We start from the raw sequence: 26,688 nt of genomic DNA on the forward strand, positions 1-26,688 counted from the left end.
ACACATCCTTCTTCAGGCGATGAATTACGGCAATAACAGCACAAAGTGAGACGAATCATCCAATAAAGGATAGGCCACTTTGGCTGTTTGACTTAGCTCTTCCATCCCTGAGAAATTAAGGTGTAATCGTGCTAAAAATTAATTCATCATCGGCCACTGGGCCATGCCGCAACCGTTTAAGATCGTATTCATAGGCATGCTGACTCGTCCAAGGCCCCTCTGTTCCTGCTTTGGGAAATTGAGCAAGCCCTCGTTGCATATATCCTGGGTTCAGATCTGTTAAGGGTGCCCGTTTCATATTCTTTTTCCGAATAATAGGTTCAAACTTGCTGTAACCCAGTTTATCCATATGGTCCAGTATTCGGCAAAAATGCTCCCAGACTAAATCAACCTTTAATGTCCACGAATTATTTGTATAACCCAAAGCAAAGGCCAAATTAGGTACATCTGAAAGCATCATTGATTTAAACATTGTTGTATCAGGATAGTGAATAGGGCGATCATCCACTGATAATTCAATTTGGCTAAAGGCAAGCATATTAAGCCCTGTTGCTGTAACAATAATATCTGCGTCTAATGTCTCGCCTGATTCTAATAGAATGCCATCTTCAGTAAATTGTTTAATATGATCAGTGACAACGGATGCCTGACCTGCCGAAATTGCCTTGAACATATCGTCATCGGGCACTAAACATAAGCGTTCATCCCATGGGTTATAACGAGGCGTAAAATGGGTATCAACATCAAAATCTTTTGGAAGTCTCCGGCGTACACCTGCAATAAGCAGTTTTCGCATGGTTTTGGGGAAGCGGCGACAAGCCTTATATATTACTAGATTAAATAAGATATTTTTTTTACGAATAATCGGATAAGCACGTTTATATCCAAGAAGTTTATTCAGTAAACTAGCAGTGGAATCAATAGCAGGCACAGAAAGAATATATGTTGGTGAGCGCTGCAGCATGGTGACATGTTTTGCTGTAGCTGCCATTGATGGAATCAGTGTGACGGCGGTTGCACCACTACCGATAACAACGACACGTTTATCTGCATAGTCTAAGTCTTCTGGCCAATATTGGGGATGGATGATTTGACCCTTGAAATTTTCACTCCCTTCAAATTTCGGTGTGTAAGCATGTTTATAATCGTAATAGCCTGTATTCAGTAGTAAGAAACGCGCATTGAATGTAAATAGCGTCTTAGTTTCTACATTTTCAGCTGTAATCGTCCACCTTCCATTTTTAGATGAAAAAGCCGCCTTAATTACCTTATATCCCAAGCGAATATGTTCATCAATCCCATTTTCTTCAATTGTATCTTGTAGATAACTACAGATATCTCTGGCATCGGCAAGGGATTTTTCATCAGTCCATGGCTTAAAACCAAAACCAAAAGAGGGCATATCAGAATCCGAACGAACTCCCGGATAACGGAACAGTGTCCATGTTCCCCCAATGGTATTGCGCCCTTCTAAAATGATGAATGAATTATTGGGGCGGTGCTTTTTTAAGTGATAAGCTGCACTAATTCCGGAAATACCCGCCCCAATGATCAATACATCAGTATCGGTTGGTTGAGTCATTTCATTCATATTGGCTCCCCCCACCGCTGGAGGTTGCAGCAAGTTGGGACATCACGTTATTTGCGGCTCGAACACCAGTTTCTATTGCCCCCTCAATACTGCTTATTCCTATTGCTGCAATGTCTCCACCTGCAAAATGAATGCGCCCATGTGGTTGGCGTATTAATGGGGCGGCACCAGTGAGGTTCCCCGGACGATGATGTACCCAGGTTCCCTGAGAAAATGGGTCATTTATCCAATCGTGAAATGCGACATCCACTACTTCTATGTCCGGTACAAATAGGCGCAATGCTTGTTGAACCGCTTCGGGATCATTGGCATCAATAGAAGAAGCATCAGAGATAAAACCAACGAGTATTGTGTCGCCTTCGTGATAATACTCAGTCTTTATGGTATTGATTGGATTCTGTTTTACCGGCGCAAAAGCAGCAAAGGAGTCTAATTCCCCACGGACACGGATCATGATTTTTATCGTACGCATTGGGTACTTGTGTTCTATCATTTGCCGAGCGGGTTCCACAACATTAGGTGTAATTTGTAAGTCAGACAGAACATTCAGTGGAACAGCCACAATAGCCGCTTTAGTCGCAATTTGTTCGCCGGCATGAGTCGTTATCGTAATACCTGAACCATCATCATGGATTTCAGAAACTGGGGTAGAAAGACGCAATTCAGCTTTAGAATCATTATGGATCGCCTGAATTAAGCGTTGGGTTCCTCCCTCTATGTTCCAAAACCCCGCTGTTTCAAGAAACGCGTCCCAGTAACCAAAGTATGTTGCAGTCCATAATAAAAATTGAGCAATGCCTTGTTGATCCCAATTATGTACAAAAGTCGATAGAGCGCCATCAATGATATCTCGCTCATAAGCCGAGAGATTGAGTGTATTAAGCCGATCAGCCAATGTTTGTTTTTCAATTGGCTGTGTATCCATTGCTGAAAGTAAAAATGGAACGGGGAACCATGTCCGCGCATCCCCTAAATATTTTGAGAGTAGTGGCGCTGCGATGGCACTGAATTCTTCCATTGTTCCGGTGTGCAATGTGCCATCAGCAAGCCAAAGCATTTTGTTGATTTCAGCGGGCGCTTCCAAACTAATACCATAACGTTGTAATTCACGCCAAACATATGGTTGAGTCCAGTGAGCGTAGGCTCCCCCAAATTCTACTGGATGACCAAAGGCCTCTCCTGAATAGGTACGCCCACCAATACGATTACGTGCTTCAAGAAGAACAACAGAATAACCCGCATTACTTAAATCACGGGCAGCAGTCAATCCGGCAGAGCCTGCCCCTATAACAGCAACATCATAATGGTAGTTCATATTAAATACTCTCCACAATTTCGGCGTTCGGCGTACCAACGCGCTCTAAAGCTGAATAAAAATCTTTTGGCATGCTCCAATCTTCTGGTGCAAAAGTACCTGCCCGTTGCCCATATTGATCCAATGCCATAACCACAAATGCTGCGCAGGAAGTACCGGTAATAGATGCCATGCTTTGCATTAGATATGAGTTTTTTCCTGCACCGACAATGCGACGAATAGCTACCGCTGGCTGGTCATTGTTGCAAGACTTGCTGGCAGCTTATTTACCAGAGGTGTAAGGCGACACATTTCACCTGCGGCATCAATAAAAATAATGCGATGCGTCATATGAGATCTCCTTGAATACGGCAACTCATGCCAATTGCGGGTTTAATTATTTCCATGACTTCAGCTCCTGTTGAATGAAAAGCCTATTTCTAATCACTGGTTCATGTACTGCTGGTTTTTGCACTGAGCATAAAAAACCGGCTTGCAATATTAATAATGCGACAATTACACGACGTCAATGACATTGTGTAATTGATGATTATATTTTTTGAATAAGGGGTAATAGCTTTTATTTCATGAACGATTTAAATAATATTTTTATGTGGTAAGTGATATTTTTTGAATAAAGACATAAGCTGTCACCTCATCTCATGAGATAAACTGGCACTATCAAATAGTAAGGAAAGGAACCAATGAGAGTTCCATTATTAGCTTGTCTGATTAAGTATTAATGTTTTACACTTACACTGTGTCAATTAAACATGGTGTCAATTAACTTATTGGTAATTATGAAGACATACCAACGACGTCCTAAACATGACCCGAAAGAGTCTGAACAAGAAATATTGAATGCTGCTGAACAATTTTTAACTGAGCACCCATTTCGTGCATTAAATGTTGATGAGGTTATGCGTCGCACAGGCCTTAAGCGCCCAGCGTTTTATGTGCATTTTCGAGATAAGTATGATTTGGTTTTGCGGCTTGTTCAAAATATTGGACAAGAACTATTCAAAATAGCGAATCACTGGTTAGAAGGTAATAATTTTCAAGATGATTCTCTTCAAGCGATTGAGTGCCTTGTAGAGGTTTATCATAAACATGGTGCATTTTTACGTGCTTTAGCTGAAGCTGCTGGAGCTGATGAACGGGTTGAGCAAGTTTATTACTCATTAATACAAGATTTTATATCTGAAACTATTAAGCGTATTCATAAAGAACAATCACTTGGCCTGATTAGTAAAGATATCGAAGTAGAGGAAACAACTCGAGCACTAATTTGGCTTGAAGAACGTTATCTGTCCGAAGCATTTGGCCGGACTCCTCAAGCTGATCCTAAAACTGTTGTAAAAGTACTTCACAATATTTGGATGTCATCCCTTTATAGATAGAGTGACCTGAATTTTTATTAAAATTAACCACTCATAACGTCAAGACAGTTCTTAAAATATTAAAGTAGCAAAATTCAGAGCAGGTCCCACGCTCTGAAAAAGTTACTTTAAAATTCAAAAAATTGTTTCATTTTTCATATTGACCCTTCTAAAAAATTCCATTCGTTATAGTTTTGTTTTGAAAATTTCATGTATGTTTACCGCCGAATTTTCAGAATTAATTTGGTGTAGCGCACAAATTCAACTCTAATTGTTAACTTATTATCAATTTATTGGTAATTATGAGTTATATCGATGTAACATTTTTATAATCTTTATTTTTTTGGAATCCATTTACTCTTAAATTTTAAATTAACCAATTTAATTCATGGTGTTATGTTTTTTGTTTCACATCATCACAAAAATTACACCACCAGCAAAACAGTGAAAATCAAAATATTAATAGTTTTATGAAATCACAAGAATACAAAAACAGGTTAAAAGGTTGGGGATTATGAGTAGATCATTTCAGAATTTGAATATAGATGCGTTGTTTCTAGGCCCGAAATCAGAAAATGCTGTTTTTTTTAGGGAAATGATGGATTACGCCGTCAGTGAACATATGCATTGGCGTTCTGGGTTTCATCCTGGTGATTCCGCGTTTATTACATCCGTAGATCGCCATGAACATAACTACAGAGAGACGCTTTACCGAACAGAAGGGATCTTAAACCAGCTATCAGCGAAACTAAAAAACACATCAATTCCTTTTTTCTCCCCCCGTTACCTTGGACACATTAACAGCGATACGTTGATGGTTTCTAATCTGGCCTACGTCATGGCTATGATGTACAACCCAAATAATTGTAGTTATGAAGTATCTCCGACAACGACAGAGCTGGAGCTTGAATGTGGATTGGATCTCTGCCGCATGTTTGGTTATGACACGAAAAAGGCATGGGGACACATCACATCCGGCGGGACAGTCGCTAATTACGAAGGGGTGTGGGTTGCCCGAAATTTAAAAACGTTACCTTTTGCAATATCCCAACACCCACAAGTAAAACATCTAGTCAGCCATAAATTACCTGAGCAGTTGAGAAATATGCCAACTGCCGAAATTCTAGATTTAATCAGTGAATTGCATGGTTATGGTGTTTTTGAAGAAATACGAGACATGACATGCCGCGGCACCGGTGTAAGACACGAAATATTGGGCAAGTTGCTGGTTCCGCAATCTAAACATTACTCTTGGATGAAAGCGGCTGATATTTTCGGCATTGGTCAAGACAATATTATTTCATTGCCTGTTAATGACAACTATCAAACGGATGTTGAACACATGCGAAGGATCACCTTTGATTTAATTGAAAAAGGTGAGTCAATTTTGGCAATGATTGCCGTAGTTGGAACCACAGAAGTCGGGGCAATCGACCAAATTGATGAGGTCGTCGCATTAAGAAAAGAGTGTGAAGAACGTTACGGACAATCATTCTATATTCATGTTGATGCAGCTTATGCTGGATATGCTTGTAGTATGTTGTTGAATGAACAAGGTGAGTTTGTCGAATACCATGATTTAGCTAAATATCATCAAACCGCAGGTATAATGCCGGAAGATATCAGTTGGCCAAAACCTGAAACGTACAACAGTTTCAAAGCAATGAAAGAAGTTGATTCAATTACCATCGACCCGCATAAAGTTGGTTTTATCCAATATACAGCGGGTGCCATTTGCATGAAAGATAAACGTATTCTCGATTTAATTTCATCCAAGGCAGCCTATGTATTTCAAGATGCTGACGGTTCTGCATCGACAAGCAATAAAGCGATATTGGGTTCATCCATTATGGAAGGTTCAAAGGCCGGGGCAACCGCTGCAGCACTTTGGGCGGCACATCGTTTATTGCCATTAAATGTGAGTGGATACGGCAAAGTCATTGCTGCCGGAATTGTTACCGCACATCGGTTATTGGAAAAGTTAGGCAAACTGCCTCCAATAGAAGTAGGTAAGCATCGGTTTGAAGTACACATCATGCCATCTCCTGATTTCCATATGATCAATTTCACCTTTAAGGAGGCGGGGAACAATAGCCTGAGCAATCATAATGAGCTTAACAAACGGCTTTACGAACTTTGCTCCTATTCAACAGGCCGCGCATATACCAACGATTTCATTACCTCATCAACGATTCTGGATTATAAAGAATATGGTGATACACCGTGGCGCTACGCTGAAAAATGTGGGTTCAGCCGCAGTGAATGGGAAAAAGTTCACCGCATCTATGTATTGCGGGCGGCGGTAATGACATATAGCTTGCGTAATGAAGAATATTTCGAGGAATTCTGGCAACAACTTCATACTATCTTTGTTAAAAAATTAAACCAATTAGTTGACGAAGAAGAAAAGAAAGCGCGATTAATATCAAATCTTTATGTCCCATTCATTGAATTAGCCTAATTTTAGCGAGCTTGGGAAATACCCAAGCTCTTTATTTGGTTACAGTGTCACTTATGTTGTCTTTACATATTAACCAAATTCCTATGATAAAACCGATACCGGGTAGGATGACCGCTATTGCAGCTCCATATTGTGTCAACAATAGGGTGTAAATGGGGAGAAGAAACAAAATTGTTAGGTTATTCAAACTCTCTGAAACGGCCAATACCTGGCCTTTATCGTGTTTTGCTCGGCTTGCCAGAATGGATGTGCTGATTGGTGCAGCCATGCCAAGTGAGCATCCCCATAGCGTTAAACATGCGAGGCTGAAAAATAGAGATATTGGCATTAGCATGAATATAGTGCTGGTAACGAAAATAAACACGATTGCTAGCAACAGTATCCGTTCATTACTGATATCAAGATATTTCACGAAGCGAGTAGCTAGATTTCCAAACCCAAGGCCGACCCCAAAGACAGAAACAGACATCCCAATCGCTCCCGTTGTCAGATCATAATATTGCCGCAGCACTTCCCCGGATAATATAAACGAGGATACCGCAGTTCCATTCCAAAGCCCTTTGGCAATCAGGGGGCGCATTACATTTCCTTGCCGTATCCATTGAAAAGCCAAGGCTTGATATTTATTTCGCGTGTTACTCTGAATCGGAATTGAAATTACATTTCTGCTCAGAAAATAGAGCAAAAGATATCCTAATGCACTTACCCAGAATGGTAGCTGCCAATTAAACGCTTCCGTTAGTACGCCAGCAAATATAGGGCCACCAGCAATTCCTGCGGTCATTCCCAACATAACGATCCCCATGGCAGGCGCTTGTTTATGGGGTGGAAAAATATCTGCAATAAGCGAAAAAATGAGCGGTACTAAAGCAGCGGAAGCAATACCACCGAATATACGTAATCCAATGGCGATTTCTAAATTTGGAGCGATAGTCAGCGCCAATCCATCAAATGAAAGAAACAATAAAGATATCAAGAACAATTTATGTCGGTTTATCCTATCAGACAGCCAACCTAAAATCGGCGCTGCCAGCGCATATGCAAATGCATAACCGGATATCAACCAAGTTGCTTTTTCCATTGTGGTATTAAATGCTTCAGTTAATGGTTTCAACATAGGAGATAACATAAATTCTGTCGCACCAATAAAAAACACGATAAATGAAAAAACAGGCAGAATGATTGGCGAAATACTTTTATGTGGAGCACTATTTGCTGGTATTTGGGGTAATTTAATCCGTGGCGGCATAATAAGGCCTCCTCTAAAGAAATAGAATAAGTCAGTAGTTAGGTTTGTGGTGGATAATTACTCAGTCGTGTTAACAGTCACGCTGAAATAATATTTGGCTTGTAACGAAATGCAGGAAAGGGGATTCGGGTAATTGAGTTTTGAAGAATTGGGAAATATTAAGGATGAATAGACATGATGATTGACAGGCTCTATCAAGATAGCAATTTAGCTCAATTTTATGATTTTGACAACGACGAGTGGACGCCGGATGATGATTATTACCTAGAACTTGCCAGCAAGGCACATTCCATTTTAGATATCGGCTGTGGCACAGGCACATTAACTAATAAAATTGCCCTGACTTATCCCGATAAGGTGATATTTGGTAATGATATTGCGGGTTCTATGCTGGACATTGCTAAGTCCAAACCTGCTGGAGAACAAATTACATGGATAAAATCTGATGCTAAAAGTTTATCATTACCCCAAAAATTCGACCTAATCATCTTATCCGGCCATGCATTTCAAGTATTTTTAACCCATCAAGAACGGGTCGCCGTGCTTAAATGTATTGACGAACATTTAGCAGAAGGGGGATTGTGTATTTTTGACAGCCGTAATCCTGTAGTTAAAGAGTGGCTGACTTGGACAAAAGAAGATTCTCAACGTCAATTTTCTCACCCAACTTTAGGCCCGGTCCTGGCATGGAATGATTTTCGAATCAACGATAATGCCGTTACTTATGGGACTTACTACCAAACCTTAAACGATAAACAGGTATATCAGGCATTTTCAACAATTGCGTTTCCTGACTTTGCTGACATTCAGCAAGCACTCGCCGAAGCAAACTTAATCGCAACAAAAGTATTGGGTAACTGGCAAGGAGATGCCTATCATGAGCAGGCGGAAGAAATGATTTTTATTATCAGGCAAGATAAGTGAAGGGATTTATATCATTGCCGGTAACAAAGACGACAACAAAAAAGCGGGTTAGTGTTTTCAACTAACCCGTTTCTTAAAATTTACTTAACAATCAGAAAGGTAATTAATTCGTTATTTAATCTCATGAATGTCAATAGGACCTGCATTTCGTGCCATATCTTCACCGTATGTGCACATGCGCCATGGAGCTTTAGACTTATCCAACGTGATTGGTCTCCAGAAAGGACTGTAGCCATCTTTATCATCACAATTAGTCTCAGCTTTTGGGCCATATTTAACATACGCGGCTGTTAACTCATAAGGTTTTGAGGTCACAGTAATAAACCACTTGTCACCACCGTAATCTTTTACGTTCAAAATAGGTTTGATGGTGGGTGGTGTATTATCAATTTCCCGCAGCACTACAGAAGCATCTTTTGTATTTTGCCATTGGCCGGCTTTATTCTGGTGAATAACGCAGAGTTTATAGATCCCATCCTTCTTAGGAAGGAGCATGTCCACCAGTGGATTTTGCTCAACGGGGATAGAAGCACTATATCCAGCCTCATCCGCACAATTTACTTTGCTGATCAGTCCAGTTTTATAGCGAATACTTTTGGCATCAGCACCTTCTTTGATAATGATGTCCCATTTTGCTATTTCGCCATTCATTGGATCGACACTTTGAGATATCCACGATGACCAAGGATTACTTCTTTCTACGATGTTGCCGCTATTATTCTGGAGCTTAGACAGTTCTAGCTTGCTATCCTTTGTGAGTGCGTTGGCAATATTGTCAACAGGAATAAAATAACTGGCACCTTCTGCCGGCACTCCCTTGTTGTCTTCAATAACACAAGGTCTGCTGGAACCACATCCGGTCATTCCCGGCGTTGTCGTAGTATTGAGAACACCAATCACATTTATCTGGTCTTTTTCAAATACCGGTGAACCAGAAGTTCCGCCGACAACACCGGCGCAGTTTACAGAGAAGACCGGTGACCAAATCCACGGCGATCCTCCTTCATATAACACAGGTGATTTCCCGGTAATATTACACTCAGATTTTCTGAGGTAAGCGTAGTTGTAATCAACATTATCAACAGGAATATGTGTTAATACGATGGGCTGATTTTTCATATCAAGGTTTTTCTTCAGCTTCATGGGATGATAGCCTTTTTTAGCTAAATCACCATAAGTCGCATCCAATTGTAAAACCGCGATATCTTCTTTTTTCATCGTTGAATATAGAACACGATTAACTTTTATCGGGGTAAGATTATCTTTTTTATCGATGAAATAATCGGGGGTGAATTCCCAATGAGCTTCCGCAGGTTGATCAACTATCACATCATTTGTCCCAACATTACTGTCAACACAGTGACCTGCAGTCAGTATCAACGCAGGTGTATTGCTGCTTGGCGTGTTTTCACCAGAAATCAGGGTTGCGGTACAATGTGAATAACCCACGAATTTGCCGACGGTTCTGTATTTCTCAGCACCAGGATCGGTTGATTTCATCAATGGAGCACCATTATCATTTGCTGTGACAAAAGGCACGGTCGGATTAGCTTCTGCATTATTTAAAACCAGCGCGTTTGAACCTGCCGAAACAGATAGCAAACTGATTAATAGGGCTTTACGATAAGTCATAATTTTTCTCCTTTGTATGTTTCAATGACTTGAATCCATTATCATATTTAATCATTGATTATGACTACCGAGGCTATTTGTACCATCGTCTGTACACAGCAACCGCCACTATTCGCCCATACAGAGAATCTTAGAATCTGACACTCAGTAAAGTAAAAACTCACTGCCAACCATTGTCAGCAGTGAGTTTTGTTGTAAAAAAGATAAGTAATTTTTACTTGCTATTTATTACTCATCTCTATTTTCTGACTTATCAGAACCGCCAATTGGCATTCAGGAATACACCGTTATCCGTGTGGCTGCTGGATAAAACACCGTTATATCCCAGAGATAATTTAGTGTTTTCACTGATGCTTAATTCAGTTCCTGCTTTGACCACAGCAGCGTCACGCGAAGCTGAAACGCTATTGAGTGTAAATGCGGCATTGCTATTGCTGAAACTTAATTTAGTACCGCGATCTACATTGCCAAACTGATGTTGCCAGCCTAACTCACCATACAAACTTACAGTAAGTTCATTTTCAGTCTGCCATTTTTTAGAGGCACGTAAACCTAAGGTCGAGAGAGTGGCATTTTTTGACTGTTTGCTAGCATTCAATGCCGCCGCGCCGCCATGTTCATTAATGCCATCATTACGGAAGTTAACATGAGACAAGTTGGCAAATGGCTCTAATCCCACCAACGCGGTGTCCATGCTGTAAGCTGCTTCAGTAAACAATTGCCCGGTCTTCGCTCCATATTTCGCTTTCAGATTATCGAACTGGCTACCAAAGGCAACTGAACGTTTTGTATCAAAGCGATGCCAGCTATAAGCTACACCGGTACGCAATGCTAAGGCATTAATTTGCTTGCTACCATAAATAGCAAGGTGGAAATTATTGCTATCCGCTGAGGTGTTAGCGCCACCATCCAGAGATGAGCGCGTATAACCGGTCGCTACACCAAGCCGCCAATCATTGCCCAAATCTTTATCAGCACCCAGTAAGACACCGTAGTTAGATACACGGTAGCCACTGATGTCATCGCTGCCTTTAGCACGTTGCCAGTTACCTATCATCTGCGCCCAGACACCGTTTTGATCTACTTTGATATTTTGCCCGATCATGCCACCATCTGCCTGACGCAAGCGGGTATTCAGCGTATCGCGCAGATAACGGCTGTTATCGATTTGAGCACCAACGATATCTGCATGGATCTGACCAGACGAAAGTTGCTGAAATGCTTTACTGGCTTGTACTGATGTATCAGACATCAGAATACTTTCGTATACCGGATGCCCAAGATTCAGTTTATCGGCAGCATTCGCCAATGAGCGCTCATTAGATGTCTGAGCAAAACTTGAAAAACGGGTGGAATTGCGTTTGATATCCAACATCACGCGATTAGGCTGGTAACTTAGCCCTGTGCCAATGAACAAATAGTTCGGCTCGACAGCAGAAAATTGACCAGTGATCCCATTGTTTGCTTGCAAAATATTGTATTGCTGACCAAGCAAACTACGGACTTCTGGCTTCGATAATAAATTGCTGCCGTTTTCCAATTTAACCCTAACTTCACCACCCTTGATTGTTGCGGAACCATTGCTGGCAATGCGGTCGCCATAGCCTGGGTTATTTGGTGCAACTTCAATGTGGTAGAGTGAACCGTTGTGGAAAGTAACATCGCGATCAACACTCAATGTCCCACTTGAATCGGCATTACCCGGGGCAATATTAGCGCCGGCATTGGCAACGATAGAACCCACTTTGCCGTTTCCGCCCAGTGTTGCGCCTTTCTGTACAGTGACGTCTGAAGTGATGCCGCCGCTAACTTGCAACAGACCATTTTCTACCAACGTTGGGCCTTTATAGGTGCTGTTTTTACCAGCAAGCTCAAGCATACCACTGCCCGTTTTCGTCAAACCGCCGTGACCACTGATATCATTGCTCCAACTATCATAGGCGCACTCAATGCTATCGCATACACGCTCTACAGTTGTTCCTTTTTCAACCACACCGCCGATGCCCGGGATATTGGCTATAAATTGAGTCTCAGTATAAGAACCCTTAATATAGAAATCGTTGGGAATATCTTTCTCTGTGATGAACATTTTAGGCCCATCAATGGCATCTTTCAGATTCAGCATCCCCCAACCATACAGTTTATCCAGACCTGGATCGCCTAAATCAGTAGCCGTGGTTTTCAGAACATCAGAGATTTGTCCGGTGGTCATGTACGGGAAGCGTTGCATCAGGACGGCGGCGGCTCCAGCGACATGGGGAGAGGCCATAGATGTTCCGGTATAAGCCTCATATGTAGGATCAATCTTTAATTCGTTATCATCAAGAGCATCTTCGTCTATCCTTCCTCCTGGATTTAGAGAAACGAAACTACCTGTACTGCTGTAGATTTTTGTGCCGGGAGCCGACAAGCAGTAGCTGGCGGTATAACCGCAGCTGGTTGATGAAAGATTGAGCTTATTTTCTTTGGTCACATTGGCGACACTGAGATAATTTTTCAATGCATCAGGGAAGAAATACGGCATGCCGGCATGTAACCAAGTCTCGTTATAGTTATTGGCATTTCCCGCTGCAAAAACAACTAATTTCCCTTCACGCGCTGCTCGTAATAATCCCGCGGTTCTCGTAGTGTAGTCATCACGAACTGGAATAGGGTAACGACTTAACCTATCTATTTCATCTTTGATTGGTTCGACATAGTCTTCGACATCTTTCAAGGTAACTTTATAATAATGCACCGTACCATCTGGCAACCGGATTGGCTTACCGTTTTCATCTTTATAGTATTTAGGGCGAACACCCCAACTATTGTTAATAATGCGCGCATTACTCTGTATCATGGCTTCTGTGCGGTTGAATTGGTTTTGCAAATACTTGCCAGTAATCAGCCCCGCATCAAATGCCACGCCATGCATTTCCTTACCGTCACGATTCGCTGCAATGATTCCGGAAACATGGTTCCCGTGAGCACCGAACTCAATGATTCCAGTATAGGGGTTTTCATCATAATTCCAGGGATCTTCCGGACTAAGGATGTTCAGTTTTTTTGCAAATTCAGGGTGGTGGGTTACCGCTTCATCCAAAACACCAACATTGATGCCTTTTCCTGTGTAACCCCGGGCATAAGCATAATGGGCACCAATAGCGGCCAATCCCCATTGATGATTAAATTCTTCCGATAACCAGCTGTCAGGTAGATTTTTCTTACCTTGTTCGTGATATTCGGTCGCTGCCATTGACGCATTTACAGGTAATAATCCAAAAAATAATGTCATCCACAAAAAAATCGGTCGTGCCGAATTGTTTTTTTTCATGAGAGAGTTTCCATTTTTAATAAAGTGGAGACTTTCAATTCGCTGTTTGGCACATCGCTCCTTGAAAAGTCCTTATTTATAAAACCGATGGTATAAATTGCGGCAAGCAGGCAGGGGGATTTAGCCCTATATAATAAAATATTAAATAGAGGATAAACTTTGCCATAACTATCTGCTTACAGAGCGATATAGCATAATAATCAAGACCAAAATGCAATATTTTCTGTTAACCATTTTGTAACATAAGTTAAACAAAAAAGAAAAATACCGAAATATGCGTAAGATATTGATTGTGATCATGTTTTTGTGTTCATGTGAAACTTTAACGAACCAAATTGTTAAGTTATTGTTAATAATTATAGTTGTTTTTATATTGCTTAAAGTTGCTATTTATTTCAGTGGGGATTTTGTTAATGGTTAATGGATTATTAATCATAAAAATTGATAAAGGAGAAAATATTTAAGCAATGGGTTATTTGTTTCGATGTTATAAATATATGATCCAATAATTACAGCTGATAGAAAATAAAATTAAAAATATCTTGTTGTAAGTAGCGTAGCTTATTAATGGCGCTTAGTTCATAATAAGGAAGTTTGATATTAGAATAAGAGTAGCTGAAAAGAGATTAAAACTAAAAATGTAAGTAAACAACAGGTACCCATTACACTAACCAAATAAGAAAAATACTATGCTGACTTCTTTATCAATTTCCAACTATCGTTCTGTTTCTGAACTTACCATGTCATTAGGGCAATTGAACGTTATCACGGGTGAGAATGGCAGTGGGAAATCCAATCTATACAAAGCATTACGTCTGTTGGCTGAAACAGCGAAAGGTGGAGTGATTAATTCTTTGGCTGAAGAAGGGGGCTTGTCATCCACTTATTGGGCAGGCCCAGAAGTGATTTCTGCTGGGATGCGACGGGGAGACACACTGATTGAAGGGCAACAGCGTAATAATGCTTTGCGACTTAAGTTAGGCTTTTCCAGTGATAGTTTTGGTTACGTTATTACGTTGGGATTGCCTCATCCAAGCCGTTCTGCATTTTGCCGCGACCCTGAAATTAAACGAGAAGTCATTTTTAACGGCCCATACTATCGGCCTGCTTCATCTTTAGTCGAGCGTAGGGGGAATAGCATTAAAATTCGGGATGGACGGCAGTGGAAAGTTGTTTCACAACATGTTCCTGTATACGGCAGCATGTTTGACTGGTTGGCTGACCCTACCGCTGTACCTGAAGTTTTTCATGTCCGTGAAATGATCCGAAATTGGCGTTTCTATGATCATTTCCGCACCGATAAAGAAGCACCGGCTCGCCAAACCCAGTTAGGCACACGAACACCTATCCTGCACCCTGACGGCCGTGACTTGGCAGCCGCGCTTCAGACCATCATAGAAATCGGCGATCCTAACGCGCTTTATCAGGCGATTGATGATGCATTTCCCGGCAGTCGGCTGGAAGTCATCTCGCATCATGATGGCCGTTTTTCGCTGGCATTTCACCAGAAAGGCTTATTGCGTCCTCTTTCTGGCACTGAATTATCAGATGGCACATTGCGTTTTATTCTTTGGGTCGCGGCGCTGTTAACACCTCGTCCTCCTGAACTGATGGTGCTCAACGAGCCAGAAACCAGCCTGCATCCTGATCTGTTGCCTGCACTGGCAAGGCTGATTTTGCGGGCATCACAACATTCCCAAGTTTGGGTAATCTCACACGCTAACCGGCTAGTGAATAGCCTTATCCGCGCCCCAAATTGCCAACATATCGAACTGGAAAAAGAGTTGGGGCAAACCAAAATCAAGGGCCAAGGTATACTGGACGCCCCCGCCTGGCATTGGCCAAATGAAGGTTGACAATAATGACGAACATTCAGTTTTCGGCATGAACAATAAGGCGCAGGTGCCTTTCTACGTCAATCACCATTGACGTATAATCAAAAGAAATGGTGCGGCCATGGATATTTAATTCCCTGACACCGTTGCAGGGTTCGTATATTTCATGTCTGTGCCACATTTCGTAGAAATCAGGGGAGATCTTCAGTAGGTTATTGACGAGATCTTGCATATAAGTGTTTTGAGTTGTCAGGGCATAATCGCGCCGAAAACTTGCCAACATGCGATAGGCATATTTTTCCCAATCATAAAATAGATGCCGATAATATTCGCTTGTAAATAAAAGCAATAGGAAGTTTTGTTGTGTGCTCTCGAACTGACTAAAACGAAAATATTCATCTGCCGGTTGGTTATAAGCTAAAACGTCCCAGTGGAGATTAAGCACATATGTTAGATGTGGGGACAAATCTTCCATAATACGTTGAATCAACGGGGAAACAACGTGCTGTGTTTCACCCGTTTCAGCAGGTTCACGCATATGTGCCAATAAGTATAAGTGCCTTCTTTCAGCCATATTCAGCATTAACACTTTGGCAAGATTATCCAGAAAAGTAGCAGAAACCCCGATATCTCGCCCCTGTTCCAGCCATGTATACCAGGTTAACCCAACACCCGCTAAAGCCGCGATTTCTTCACGTCTTAAACCCGGTGTACGACGGCGTCCAATATTGGGTAATCCAACAGATTCAGGATTGATACTTTCTCTTTTAGCACGCAAAAAATTGGCTAATTCAGTACGGGAACGCTGTAATTTTGTCATTTGTTTAGACCATTACTTTTAATAACAGTATAAGTGGTTAAATTGTAACAGCATAATAAGGCCATTAGAATCCACCGATATCAGGCTATTTACCGAAAAACTGTGGGGGTTCTAATTATGACCAAAAAAGATTATTTAGCTCTATCTGTGCTGTTATCAGCTGGATTTTTGACTATTTTTGATCTTTTTGTTGTCAATATTGCCATCGCTAATATCCAGTTACACTTACAGGCAAGTTTATTACAAATTACTTTGGTTATTGTCAGCTATGAAATTGGATTTGGTTTATTGTTAATAACAGGAGGGCGCTTAGGTGATTTATTTGGCCGGCGACGCTTGTTTCAAATAGGTATATTCGCTTTTATCTTAACATCCTTGCTATGCGGAATTGCATCTACAGCAAATTTCTTGGTTTTTGCACGTTTTATTCAAGGATTATCAGCCGCGCTGTTATTTCCTCAGGTTTATGCCAGCATCCGCGTGAGTTTTGATGCAGAGAATAGCCGCCGGGCATTTGGTTTACTCGGAATGACTTTGGGGTTAGCCGCCATTGCCGGGCAAATATTAGGTGGCTGGATAATTTCTGCAAATCTATGGAACCTACAATGGCGCACTATTTTTTTGGTAAACATACCGGTTGGTTTATTGGCGTTGATTTTTTCAAGGCATATCCGTGAAAGTCTTGCCCCTGAAAAATCAGAATTAGATTTGATGGGTGTCTTACTTTCCGGCATTGGGATTTTTGCCTTATTATTGCCATTATTGATTGGCCCGACATTTAACTGGCCTATGTGGTGCTGGGCATTACTCTTCTTTGCTTGTATCACACTTCTGCAATTTGCACGGCATGAAAAACAATACGCCAAGCAGGGTAAAAAACCATTATTGGATTTTAATCTGTTAAAAAACAAACAATTCTTTTTAGGATGTGTGCTGGTTCTGTTTATTTATTCCACTTCCAGTTCATTTTTCCTTGTCTTCGCGTTGTTTTTACAAAACGATTTAGGCTTTAATCCATTTAATGCTGGATTATTGTTTGCTCCTGCCAGCGTGGCATTTGTTTTTTCCTCGCTCAATGCGGCTCATTTGGTTAAGCGTTTTGGCAGTAACGTCATAACCGGCGGCGCATTGCTCTATTTTCTCTCCTTTATTGCTTTAATTGTTACCATTATGGCCGTTTCATCAATAACAATATTGTTATTTTTAATCGTGCCAATCCTGATGTTACTTGGATATGGACAGGGGTTAATTATGACGCCATTGCTCAATATTGTTTTATCTTTTGTCAATGTACAATTTGCGGGAATGGCTTCAGGTATTATTGCAACATTACAGCAAGTTGGTGCTGCATTTGGGGTGGCTATTGTCAGCGTATTAGTTCAGTACCATACAAATAGTGTGGATTCCCTCTCTTCTATAGCATCTCAAAATGCTTTTGCCCAAAGTATGCTCTACAATGTTTTTGCTGCTTTTGTTTCATTTTATTTATTGAAAATATTACATCGGAATAAGATGCAAACGCCCTAAAAACAATAGGCATAAAGAGGAGAATAATGATGAGTAAGAAAATTACTGATATTGAGGCACTGGAACAAATATATGGAAAACCTTCCGGAGGTTCAATATTTAAGGAAGTCAGTTATATTCACCCTGTATATCGTCCTTTTATTGAATCTGCGCCTTTTGTTGCATTAGCGACAGTGGGGCCTGAAGGAATGGATGTTTCTCCTCGCGGTGATCAAGCTGGGTTTATTCATATTGCAGATGAAAAAACATTACTGTTGCCAGACAGAGTAGGGAATAACCGTGTTGATAGCTTGCGTAATGTCTTGCAGGATGATCGCGTTGCTCTATTATTCTTGATTCCGGGTATTGGTGAAACATTGCGTATCAATGGCCGGGCAGAGATTATTATTGATCCTGAAATATTAGAACGTTGTGCTTACCGCAATATACTGCCTCGTTCAGTATTGCGTATAACGGTAGATACTGTTTTCTTCCAATGCTCTCGCGCTATTTTGCGCTCAGGCTTATGGGATGCTTCTGCTCAACTGGAACGCAGTGCCTTACCCAGCGCAGGGAAAATCTTAAAAGAGATCAAAAGTGGCTTTGATGATGTAGATTACGATGCAAGATTACCTCAGAGGTTGAAAGACAATCTGTATTAATCTGAATTTGATTTATCTTGAGCTTAGTTTTTATTGACCTTTATACAGAAATATATTGAGTTGGTTATTTTTAAACCATAAAGATTAAATTCAAATCAATATTTGTTCTGTAATTAAACAAAAATGCCAAATAACCCATATACTGTGTTTTTATACAGTGTGTGGGTTGTTAGAATTTCATGAGAAAAGAATTAGTAGAAATTGGGATCATTATTCTTGGTCATTGTGCTTTTCATTTCAGAAATTTTGAATAGAGGTTGTAGAGCGGGGTAATAGAAGATTGGAGCAGATATACTCGGCCCTGCAAAAATTTGAGCCGAGTACGAAAATGGTTGTTGAATTACATCCCGTTTTGATAGTTACGGCTTTCTTCTTTAATCTCTTCGCGAACCAGCCTCAATGCCTTAGTGTAAGATTTGAGTAGTTTCAATGTATAGTTAACACGGCCTTCAAATGCAGGATTACTGCACACAAAATTATCTGATATCAACTCGCTGCTCTGGCGGAAAATTAAATGATCCGGCAAGAAGCACACATGGTTGTTTTTGAACCCTGTCATGCGTAATTCGCAGAGAGGATAAACACCATTCGTTCCGCTGGATACACTGGCTAATAATGTCGGTTTATGGCCTAGTTCAGCCAATGAGCAATGTAACAAGAAGTTCTTTAATGCGGGTGTTACCATGCCATGCCATTCTGGCGTGATGAAAATAAATGCTTCGCTTTTTCTTAAATCCCGCGCAATGACTTGCCATGGATGAGACTCTGCAGATATATCCGTGGTAAAACCATCATGCAAGGGTAATTCCACGTTTGAAAGATCAAAAACTTGCACATCAGTAAAACCGTGTTCAACACTTAGTTTTTGCAAGTAATTAGCGATACGTTGACTGTTAGAATCTGGGCGCTGGCTGCCAGAGATAATAGTAAGTTTCATGGATTTTCCTGTTATTTTCATCAGTTAGTTAAAACTGAATTCCATTACACTCTATGTAGGCTTAGAGGTTTTATAGTTATTTTAAATCTGAATAAAAGAGAGGTTAAAATAATAGCCTAAATGACCTTTATCAAGTATCTTTTTATCGGAACAAAGTGAATAGGACAAAAAAAGCATGATGTATGATCACGTTGACCGATTACTCATACAGTGGAAACAACAACGCCCAGATCTTGAACTATCGTCAATGAGCGTCATTGGACGACTAGGCCGCATAAATAAAATAATTGAGCAACGTTTGCAACATACTTTTAAGGAATATGGTCTGAGTGCGGTTGAATTTGATATTCTTGCAACATTACGTCGCAGCAATGCACCAATTACGCCAACTGAAATGTATCAATCCATCATGCTCACTTCCGGTGCAATGAGTACCCGTATTGAGCATATGGTACAGCGAGGGCTAATTGAGCGAACGGCTAATGCAGAGGATCGGCGTAGTCGTAAAGTCTTTCTGACGTCTGAAGGAAAAGCACTTATAGACAAAGCAATGGAAAATCATTTAGATAATCAAAAAGCTGTCCTTAAGCCTCTGACAGACGCGCAGCAAGAGCAATTGGCAAAGTTATTGCAGCAATGGTTGTTGAGCAATGAATCAGGCAGTTAAATATTATCCGGATGGTGTAAACGTTATCTTTTCTCAAGGGAATAATTAAATTTCCCGCATAAGAAAATGTTTTAAACGCATTTGCAAATTAATTCGCCCTGACATAAGTCAGGGCGAATTAAACCTACAAACAACAAATAAAAACAACAAATATTAGAACTTAACGTTAATTCGCGCCCAATAAGTACGACCCGGTTCGTTTACAGGTATTGATTTATCAGAAGGGTAACCAAAACCGCTGTTTCCGGCTAAATTAAGATGCTCGCTATACGTTTTATCAAAAAGGTTATCAACCCCAACGCTGAGTTGAACATTTTTATTCACTTTATAGGCAGTATTTGCAGACAGAATGGCGAAACCTTTGCTGCTGTCAAAATCTTTACCTATCACGTTACCTTCACCAACCGCTACACGGTGCTGGCTGTTAACCAGACGCAGCAAACCAGTGCTGGCCCAATCCCCGTGTTCCCAAGTCAGACCGAAACGAGCTTCTAATGGCGGTGTTTGTGGTAATGGACGATGGTTGGTGGTGTTTTGTGCCCAAGAATACGCCAAGCTGGCATCTGTTTTCCAATCATCGTTCAGTTGATAGGCAACACCCAATTCTCCCCCCATAATGGTGGCATCCACGTTTCCGGCATAGTTCATTTGATTCTTACCCGTACCTTGGTAGTGGAACAGAATAAAATCATCCACTTTGCCAATATAACCCGATACCCAACCTTTCAATCGCTTATCATCATATTGTGCGCCAATATCCAATTGAGTAGTTTTCTCACTCTTTAACTTGTTAAAGTTATTGCTGTTTTTGGGGGAGAAAAGCTCCCAATAGTCAGGGAATCGTTCGGTATAACCAACACCGGCATAGAACATAACTGGCATATCTTTTAGATCATGTTCATATCGCACAAAACCCGAAGGAAGAGTGTCTTTGCGTTCTTGCTGGGTTGCATATTTATATACCGATGCGCGATCCAAACGGGCGCCGCCAATAATTTTATTGCGTTCAGCAACATCCCAGGTTAATTCACCAAAAATGCCATAATCGCGGAAACGGGCATTCTTTTTCCATCCATTATGAGCGGTGTTGGTTCGGTGAATATTGGTTTGCACATCTACACCGCTTTGCAGTTTAAAATCATCCCAGAACCAAGTTCCAGCCATGCGGCCACCCATCGTTAAACGACCTGGTTTTGACACCATTGGGTGCTTAGAATGACGCAGGGAATAGTTGTCCATCACATGTTCGGTGTTGTTGTAGTAGAAATTGGATTCAAATTTGTCAAACACTTCACCGATATTGGACTTTTCAAAACGCACTCCCACGCTTTTTCGCTTGAATTGAGTGCCATCCATACCCCTTGTTGCGTAACGTGCTTCTCCATCACCTTGTCCAGCGTTCAATTCAAGCAAGGTATCTTTATCAGGTGTCCAACCGAATGCGACATCCGTATTCCATTTATCCCAGCGGGAAGGAATACGCTTGCCATCGCCATCTTTATAATCATCAGCACGAGACTTATTGCCAATCATCCGGATATAGCCCAGCTCACTCCCAATGCTGATATCTGCATTACCGTCCCAGCGACCATTAGAACCGACAACTGTGCTGACGTTACCTTGCGCACCTAACTTTTCAAATTGTGGACGAGTCCGTTCGAAACGAATTGTGCCCGCAGAGTTACCCGGCCCCCAAAGTACAGTTTGAGGCCCTTTGATCAAGCTGAGTACATCATAGCTTTCGGGGGAAATGTAAGAGCTTGGTGCATCCATTCGCCCACCACAAGCGCCCAGAACTTCACCGTCATCAATGAGCATACGTAAACGAGAGCCAAACATGCCACGGAATACCGGGTCGCCATTAGTACCGCCATTGCGGACTTGAGAAAAACCCGGAATGGTTTTCAGATAGTCTGAACCATCACTGGCAGGTATTGGCTGGCGGGGAGTTTTTAATGAAGTCGCGATATTAAGCGGTGAAACGGCAGGGGCAGCTACGATTATGACTGATTCGCTTTCATTGGTAACAACGTGTGTTTCTTTTTCCTCTTTTTTATTGTGCTCCACATCAGCAGCCCAGCCACTGATTGGTACAGCAAGCGCCATGGTTAACGCGGTTGCCAGAGGGGATATGCGAAACAATTGTGCAGTAGACATAAAAAATATTCCTTAATTAACAACAAATCCTGTTTTTTAGAATTTGTGTGACACAAGTCCAGCTTGTCTTACCAAAATGGCAGAACAAGAAAAATAAAATGATTTATTCCAGATAAGTGATTAATTAAGGGGCGGGGCGCGCGGTTGTGATTCACCATAAAACAGTTGAACGATTGGGCGATAAAGACGTGGTGCGGGTGGCGCCCGTGAAATGATTAACAGCAATAAAATAAAGGGAATAAAACTCCCTGCCAATAATGGCAGGTTAATCAAAAGCTGGCAGTAACCACAGGCAATATCATCCATCAATCCCGTATGGGTATGATCAATACCATGATGATTCATGGAGTGCGATGATAATTGATGATGTGAAGTAGGCATGTCAGGCATAGACATGCTGTGATTTATTTCACTTTTTATGCTATCACGATAGTGCTCCAGTGTTTTTGATACCACTGGCGCGATGAACAGCATCAAAATCGACAATAAGGCGATAAAGGCAGGTGTTCGGCGTATTGATAGGCGAAAAAGCGATAACAAGTTAGTGATCCAGATCAATTCCCACTACAATGGGCGCCGATTTTACTGCATTTTTGCTGAAGTTGTGAAAATAATTTTCAGGTTCTTTGATCAACAATTCAAAAATTAGACAATCAATTTTTAATCAACAAGTTAAACACCAAAGTAATAACAACTCACCTTGGTGCTTAAATAAAGACCCTAATTTTATAGTAAAAAAATGAGAACATTTTTCGGTCTAAAGGGAGTTAAATAGGCTGCCAGCATATACTTATACATGGTGGTTCCCCATCGCTTTTTTCAGCATAAGAAAATTGAACACTGCCAATTAAAAGCGATACAACAAATAGTTTCGTCAACATTTTTCCAAAAAAACGCATTATACTGCCCCATTATATTATCTACAGATGAATATCAATTTAGCTGCAAATATATTAAATAATGATTCAGTGTAATTCGTATAATGAAAAATAGTTATTAATTGATAACCATTTAATTCCCAGGTAAATCATAATGCTATTTATTTACAATCCATTTAATCCAAAAATAATTCATTTATTACATTAGTTCGATTTATTTTGCGAGTGACGGTTAAAGTGCCGTCTGTTAAGAAAAACAGACAGATTCTGTGACAACTTTAACGTCTTGCAATAGTTTGAATTAAAAATCAATTGGTTGAGTAAGATTTGTGAATTTCATTTACATAAGTAAACTCATAACTAATGATTCTATAATTGAGATTTAACTTGAGCGTATTTTCATTGCAAACTCTTTGTTACAACCTTGTGGGAGGAGTTAAAAAATGTCAGATAACAATATGGTTAAAACCCATCAGTTTCAAACTGTTCCTTCTCAATCACTAAATTTGAAATCGCACTGGATGCCATTTAGTGCCAATCGTCATTTTCAACAAGATCCACGCATAATTACCTCAGCAGAAGGAAGCTGGCTGGTCGATGAGCAAGGCCGACGTATTTACGACAGCTTATCTGGCCTGTGGACTTGTGGGGCTGGGCACTCACGTGACGAAATACGTCAGGCTGTTTCCAAGCAGTTGGGAACGCTGGACTATTCCCCTGGTTTCCAATACGGCCACCCATTGTCATTTAAATTGGCCGATAAAATTGCAAGTCTCATGCCCGGAGACTTAAATCACGTATTTTTCACCAGCTCAGGTTCAGAATCAGCAGATACCGCGGTAAAAATTGCGCGTGCTTATTGGCGAATCAAAGGGCAATCGTCAAAAACCAAATTTATTGGCCGCGCCCGTGGCTATCATGGTGTCAATATCGCGGGTACCAGCCTTGGCGGCATTAGCGGTAACCGCAAAATGTTTGGCCAATTTATGGATGTGGATCATTTGCCGCATACATTACAAGCCAATATGGCGTTTACCAAAGGAATGCCATCTACCGGTGGCCCTGAATTGGCGAATGAGCTGTTAAAAATTATTGAGTTGCATGATGCCAGTAATATTGCAGCCGTTATTGTCGAACCTGTTTCTGGCTCTGCCGGTGCGATTATTCCGCCGTTGGGTTATTTGCAACGCCTGCGGGAAATATGCACCCAACACGACATTTTGCTGATTTTCGATGAAGTGATTACCGGCTTTGGCCGCTTGGGGCACTGGAGCGGCGCTGAGTATTTTGGGGTAACCCCCGATCTCCTTAATTTCGCCAAACAAATTACCAATGGCGCCATTCCCTTGGGAGGCGTTGTCGCATCAAGCCAAATTTATGATGCGTTTATGTCACAGCCTCTGCCTGAACATATGGTCGAGTTCAGCCACGGTTATACCTATTCCGGTCATCCGGTTGCCTGTGCAGCTGCATTAGCCTCATTGGAACTGCTGGAAAAAGAGAATTTGTTGCAACAATCCGCTGAATTAGCGCCGCACTTTGAACAGGCTTTACATCACCTGAAAGATTGCCCAAATGTGGTGGATATTCGTAATTGCGGGCTGGTGGGCGCCATTCAAATCGCGCCACGGGAAGGTGATGGCGTTGTCCGGCCTTTTGAAGCAGGTATGGCATTGTGGAAAGCGGGATTTTATGTACGTTTTGGGGGCGATACATTGCAATTCGGCCCGATGTTCAATGCCAAAAAAGATGATTTAGATCGCTTGTTCAATGCGGTAGGTGATGTTTTACACCTGATTAAATAAAACCGAAAGGAAAGAGCATGCAAACAATTACGCATTTAATTAATGGTGAAATCACTACAGCAAACGGCAGAACAGCAGCAATATTTAATCCGTCTACCGGAAATATCATACGTCAGGTTGAAATGGCGAACACGGAGAGGGTTCAGCAAGCAATTATCGCAGCTAAAGCAGCGTTGCCCGCTTGGCGTAATACACCACCCGCCAAGCGGGCACAGATATTGTTCCGCTTTAAGCAACTGCTTGAACAACACGAAGAACAGATAATCAGGCTCATTAGCGAAGAACACGGTAAAACGTTGGAAGATTCTGCGGGAGAACTTAAAAGGGGAATTGAAAACGTAGATTTTGCTACCGCTGCGCCGGAATTATTGAAAGGTGAGTTTAATCGTAATGCAGGGCCTGATATTGATTCATGGAGTGATTTTCAGGCCGTAGGTGTTGTTGCAGGAATAACACCGTTTAATTTTCCTGCTATGGTGCCTTTATGGATGTATCCACTGGCAATCGCTTGTGGCAATACCTTTATCCTTAAACCTTCCGAACGCGCACCCAGTTCAGCATTGTATATTGCGGAATTACTCTCTCAGTCAGGTTTGCCAAAAGGCGTATTGAATGTTGTCAACGGTGACAAAGAAGCGGTTGATTGTTTAATTACATCCCCTGATGTGAAAGCGCTCAGTTTTGTTGGTTCGACATTAACGGCAGAATATATTTACAGTGAAGGGACGCGGCACGGAAAACGCGTTCAGGCACTGGGCGGAGCGAAGAATCATGCGGTCGTTATGCCAGATGCTGATTTAAATAACGCAGCCAGCTCGTTGATGGGGGCGGCTTATGGTTCAGCTGGTGAGCGTTGCATGGCAATTTCGGTTGCTGTATGTGTTGGGGATCAAACAGCTGATGCTTTAATTGAAAAATTAGTCCCGCAGATTCAGGCCCTTAAAATTGGAGCAGGAACAGAGTACGGTCTGGATATGGGGCCATTAGTCACCAAAGCCCATTTGGAAAAAGTGTCTGGTTATATTACTGACGGTGTGAATTCTGGCGCTGAATTGATCGTTGATGGCAGGGATTTGTCTGTTACCGGACATGAAAATGGTTTCTTCATCGGTGGTTGTTTATTTGATCACGTCACACCAAACATGCGTATTTATCAGGAAGAGATTTTCGGGCCTGTGCTGTGCATTGTTCGTGTATCCAGTTTGGAAGAGGCCATTGCATTGATTAACGCCCATGAATATGGCAATGGAACCTGTGTTTTTACAAATGACGGTGAAGTAGCCAGATTATTTGCTAATGAAATTGAAGTCGGTATGGTAGGAATCAATGTTCCATTGCCTGTTCCGGTTGCCTATCACAGTTTTGGCGGTTGGAAACGTTCATTGTTCGGTGATTTGTATGCCTATGGCCCGGATGGCGTACGTTTTTATACTCGTCGTAAAACTATCACTCAACGTTGGATTAAACGTGAAAGCCATGAGGCAGCGCAATTTGCTTTTCCGAGCCATAACTAGCCCAACTTTCACCCAGAATCATTCATGTATAGCAATTCACAAAAAACAAGCAAATTGAACAACA

At 41.4% G+C, this 26,688-nt stretch carries 19 protein-coding genes; 9 read left to right on the top strand and 10 right to left on the bottom strand.

Annotated features, from left to right (window positions below; translation table 11 throughout):
- Nucleotides 1–115 precede the first annotated feature (115 nt).
- Genes BM100_RS05485 through BM100_RS05495 form a run of 3 tightly spaced genes read right to left on the bottom strand, consistent with a single transcriptional unit; the run spans nt 116 to nt 3,087 of the window.
- Complete coding sequence (locus BM100_RS05485; RefSeq protein WP_092508728.1) at nt 116–1,591, bottom strand: flavin-containing monooxygenase; 1,476 nt, start codon at nt 1,589–1,591, stop codon at nt 116–118.
- Nucleotides 1,584–2,906, bottom strand: a complete 1,323-nt coding sequence (locus tag BM100_RS05490) for a flavin monoamine oxidase family protein (protein ID WP_092508730.1) — start codon at nt 2,904–2,906, stop codon at nt 1,584–1,586. Before BM100_RS05490 ends, BM100_RS05485 begins: the two co-directional genes overlap by 8 nt.
- Nucleotide 2,907: 1 nt before the next feature.
- Nucleotides 2,908–3,087 carry a hypothetical protein gene (locus tag BM100_RS05495; protein WP_211284485.1) on the bottom strand — a complete coding sequence of 60 codons (180 nt, stop codon included), beginning with the start codon at nt 3,085–3,087 and terminating at the stop codon, nt 2,908–2,910.
- Nucleotides 3,088–3,685: 598 nt separating this feature from the next.
- Here BM100_RS05495 and BM100_RS05500 point away from each other — a divergent pair.
- Both BM100_RS05500 and BM100_RS05505 read left to right on the top strand, forming a co-directional pair.
- Nucleotides 3,686–4,285 (top strand): TetR/AcrR family transcriptional regulator, encoded by a 600-nt coding sequence (locus BM100_RS05500; RefSeq protein ID WP_092508732.1) that lies wholly within the window; start codon nt 3,686–3,688, stop codon nt 4,283–4,285.
- Between the two features lie 493 nt (nt 4,286–4,778).
- Complete coding sequence (locus BM100_RS05505; RefSeq protein ID WP_092508734.1) at nt 4,779–6,725, top strand: pyridoxal phosphate-dependent decarboxylase family protein; 1,947 nt, start codon at nt 4,779–4,781, stop codon at nt 6,723–6,725.
- A 31-nt stretch (nt 6,726–6,756) separates the two neighbouring features.
- On the opposite strand, the gene BM100_RS05510 is transcribed toward BM100_RS05505, so the two are convergent.
- Nucleotides 6,757–7,974, bottom strand: coding sequence for an MFS transporter (locus tag BM100_RS05510; RefSeq protein WP_092508736.1), 1,218 nt, complete (start codon nt 7,972–7,974; stop codon nt 6,757–6,759).
- Between the two features lie 174 nt (nt 7,975–8,148).
- Between BM100_RS05510 and BM100_RS05515 the strand changes: the two genes are divergently transcribed.
- The gene (locus BM100_RS05515; RefSeq protein ID WP_092508738.1) at nt 8,149–8,898 is read left to right on the top strand and encodes a class I SAM-dependent methyltransferase; all 750 of its coding nucleotides are present in this window, start codon (nt 8,149–8,151) and stop codon (nt 8,896–8,898) included.
- A 111-nt stretch (nt 8,899–9,009) separates the two neighbouring features.
- Here the strand turns inward: BM100_RS05515 and BM100_RS05520 are convergent, their stop codons facing one another.
- Together BM100_RS05520 and BM100_RS05525 are read right to left on the bottom strand one after the other, a co-directional pair.
- Complete coding sequence (locus BM100_RS05520; RefSeq protein ID WP_092508740.1) at nt 9,010–10,530, bottom strand: trypsin-like serine peptidase; 1,521 nt, start codon at nt 10,528–10,530, stop codon at nt 9,010–9,012.
- 253 nt (nt 10,531–10,783) lie between these two features.
- The gene (locus BM100_RS05525; RefSeq protein WP_092508742.1) at nt 10,784–13,843 is read right to left on the bottom strand and encodes an autotransporter domain-containing protein; all 3,060 of its coding nucleotides are present in this window, start codon (nt 13,841–13,843) and stop codon (nt 10,784–10,786) included.
- Nucleotides 13,844–14,532: 689 nt separating this feature from the next.
- Between BM100_RS05525 and BM100_RS05530 the strand changes: the two genes are divergently transcribed.
- On the top strand, nt 14,533–15,699 hold the full coding sequence (locus BM100_RS05530; protein WP_092508744.1) for an AAA family ATPase: 1,167 nt from the start codon (nt 14,533–14,535) through the stop codon (nt 15,697–15,699).
- 16 nt (nt 15,700–15,715) lie between these two features.
- On the opposite strand, the gene BM100_RS05535 is transcribed toward BM100_RS05530, so the two are convergent.
- The gene (locus BM100_RS05535; protein ID WP_092508746.1) at nt 15,716–16,498 is read right to left on the bottom strand and encodes a helix-turn-helix transcriptional regulator; all 783 of its coding nucleotides are present in this window, start codon (nt 16,496–16,498) and stop codon (nt 15,716–15,718) included.
- Nucleotides 16,499–16,615: 117 nt separating this feature from the next.
- Here BM100_RS05535 and BM100_RS05540 point away from each other — a divergent pair, with 117 nt between their 5' ends.
- Nucleotides 16,616–18,025: an MFS transporter gene (locus BM100_RS05540; RefSeq protein ID WP_092508748.1), complete on the top strand. Its 1,410-nt coding sequence runs from the start codon at nt 16,616–16,618 to the stop codon at nt 18,023–18,025.
- A gap of 26 nt (nt 18,026–18,051) precedes the next feature.
- Nucleotides 18,052–18,666, top strand: coding sequence for a pyridoxamine 5'-phosphate oxidase family protein (locus BM100_RS05545; RefSeq protein WP_092508750.1), 615 nt, complete (start codon nt 18,052–18,054; stop codon nt 18,664–18,666).
- A 340-nt stretch (nt 18,667–19,006) separates the two neighbouring features.
- Here the strand turns inward: BM100_RS05545 and BM100_RS05550 are convergent, their stop codons facing one another.
- Nucleotides 19,007–19,603: an NADPH-dependent FMN reductase gene (locus BM100_RS05550; protein ID WP_092508752.1), complete on the bottom strand. Its 597-nt coding sequence runs from the start codon at nt 19,601–19,603 to the stop codon at nt 19,007–19,009.
- A 175-nt stretch (nt 19,604–19,778) separates the two neighbouring features.
- Between BM100_RS05550 and BM100_RS05555 the strand changes: the two genes are divergently transcribed.
- Nucleotides 19,779–20,270, top strand: coding sequence for a MarR family winged helix-turn-helix transcriptional regulator (locus BM100_RS05555; RefSeq protein WP_092508754.1), 492 nt, complete (start codon nt 19,779–19,781; stop codon nt 20,268–20,270).
- Between the two features lie 153 nt (nt 20,271–20,423).
- Here the strand turns inward: BM100_RS05555 and BM100_RS05560 are convergent, their stop codons facing one another.
- Nucleotides 20,424–22,427, bottom strand: coding sequence for a TonB-dependent copper receptor (locus BM100_RS05560; RefSeq protein ID WP_092508756.1), 2,004 nt, complete (start codon nt 22,425–22,427; stop codon nt 20,424–20,426).
- A gap of 120 nt (nt 22,428–22,547) precedes the next feature.
- Nucleotides 22,548–22,967, bottom strand: a complete 420-nt coding sequence (locus BM100_RS05565; RefSeq protein WP_092508758.1) for a DUF2946 domain-containing protein — start codon at nt 22,965–22,967, stop codon at nt 22,548–22,550.
- Between the two features lie 796 nt (nt 22,968–23,763).
- Here BM100_RS05565 and aptA point away from each other — a divergent pair.
- Entirely contained in the window at nt 23,764–25,110 is a 1,347-nt protein-coding gene (gene aptA, locus BM100_RS05570; protein ID WP_092509044.1) for an omega-aminotransferase AptA, read from the top strand.
- 17 nt (nt 25,111–25,127) lie between these two features.
- Nucleotides 25,128–26,624, top strand: a complete 1,497-nt coding sequence (locus BM100_RS05575; protein ID WP_092508760.1) for a CoA-acylating methylmalonate-semialdehyde dehydrogenase — start codon at nt 25,128–25,130, stop codon at nt 26,622–26,624.
- Nucleotides 26,625–26,688: the final 64 nt, after the last annotated feature.

This window comes from Xenorhabdus mauleonii, assembly GCF_900113945.1.
Taxonomy (GTDB): Bacteria; Pseudomonadota; Gammaproteobacteria; order Enterobacterales; family Enterobacteriaceae; genus Xenorhabdus; species Xenorhabdus mauleonii.

What these genes read in the sequence shown, in the direction of transcription:
- BM100_RS05500 (WP_092508732.1), top strand. Translation starts at nt 3,686, where the DNA reads ATGAAGACATACCAACGACGTCCTAAACATGACCCGAAAGAGTCTGAA.
- BM100_RS05555 (WP_092508754.1), top strand. Translation starts at nt 19,779, where the DNA reads ATGATGTATGATCACGTTGACCGATTACTCATACAGTGGAAACAACAA.
- BM100_RS05560 (WP_092508756.1), bottom strand. Translation starts at nt 22,427, where the DNA reads ATGTCTACTGCACAATTGTTTCGCATATCCCCTCTGGCAACCGCGTTA.
- BM100_RS05525 (WP_092508742.1), bottom strand. Translation starts at nt 13,843, where the DNA reads ATGAAAAAAAACAATTCGGCACGACCGATTTTTTTGTGGATGACATTA.
- BM100_RS05490 (WP_092508730.1), bottom strand. Translation starts at nt 2,906, where the DNA reads ATGAACTACCATTATGATGTTGCTGTTATAGGGGCAGGCTCTGCCGGA.
- BM100_RS05510 (WP_092508736.1), bottom strand. Translation starts at nt 7,974, where the DNA reads ATGCCGCCACGGATTAAATTACCCCAAATACCAGCAAATAGTGCTCCA.
- BM100_RS05505 (WP_092508734.1), top strand. Translation starts at nt 4,779, where the DNA reads ATGAGTAGATCATTTCAGAATTTGAATATAGATGCGTTGTTTCTAGGC.
- BM100_RS05540 (WP_092508748.1), top strand. Translation starts at nt 16,616, where the DNA reads ATGACCAAAAAAGATTATTTAGCTCTATCTGTGCTGTTATCAGCTGGA.
- BM100_RS05535 (WP_092508746.1), bottom strand. Translation starts at nt 16,498, where the DNA reads ATGACAAAATTACAGCGTTCCCGTACTGAATTAGCCAATTTTTTGCGT.
- BM100_RS05515 (WP_092508738.1), top strand. Translation starts at nt 8,149, where the DNA reads ATGATGATTGACAGGCTCTATCAAGATAGCAATTTAGCTCAATTTTAT.
- BM100_RS05530 (WP_092508744.1), top strand. Translation starts at nt 14,533, where the DNA reads ATGCTGACTTCTTTATCAATTTCCAACTATCGTTCTGTTTCTGAACTT.
- BM100_RS05550 (WP_092508752.1), bottom strand. Translation starts at nt 19,603, where the DNA reads ATGAAACTTACTATTATCTCTGGCAGCCAGCGCCCAGATTCTAACAGT.
- BM100_RS05575 (WP_092508760.1), top strand. Translation starts at nt 25,128, where the DNA reads ATGCAAACAATTACGCATTTAATTAATGGTGAAATCACTACAGCAAAC.
- BM100_RS05495 (WP_211284485.1), bottom strand. Translation starts at nt 3,087, where the DNA reads ATGCAAAGCATGGCATCTATTACCGGTACTTCCTGCGCAGCATTTGTG.
- BM100_RS05520 (WP_092508740.1), bottom strand. Translation starts at nt 10,530, where the DNA reads ATGACTTATCGTAAAGCCCTATTAATCAGTTTGCTATCTGTTTCGGCA.
- aptA (WP_092509044.1), top strand. Translation starts at nt 23,764, where the DNA reads ATGGTTAAAACCCATCAGTTTCAAACTGTTCCTTCTCAATCACTAAAT.
- BM100_RS05545 (WP_092508750.1), top strand. Translation starts at nt 18,052, where the DNA reads ATGATGAGTAAGAAAATTACTGATATTGAGGCACTGGAACAAATATAT.
- BM100_RS05485 (WP_092508728.1), bottom strand. Translation starts at nt 1,591, where the DNA reads ATGAATGAAATGACTCAACCAACCGATACTGATGTATTGATCATTGGG.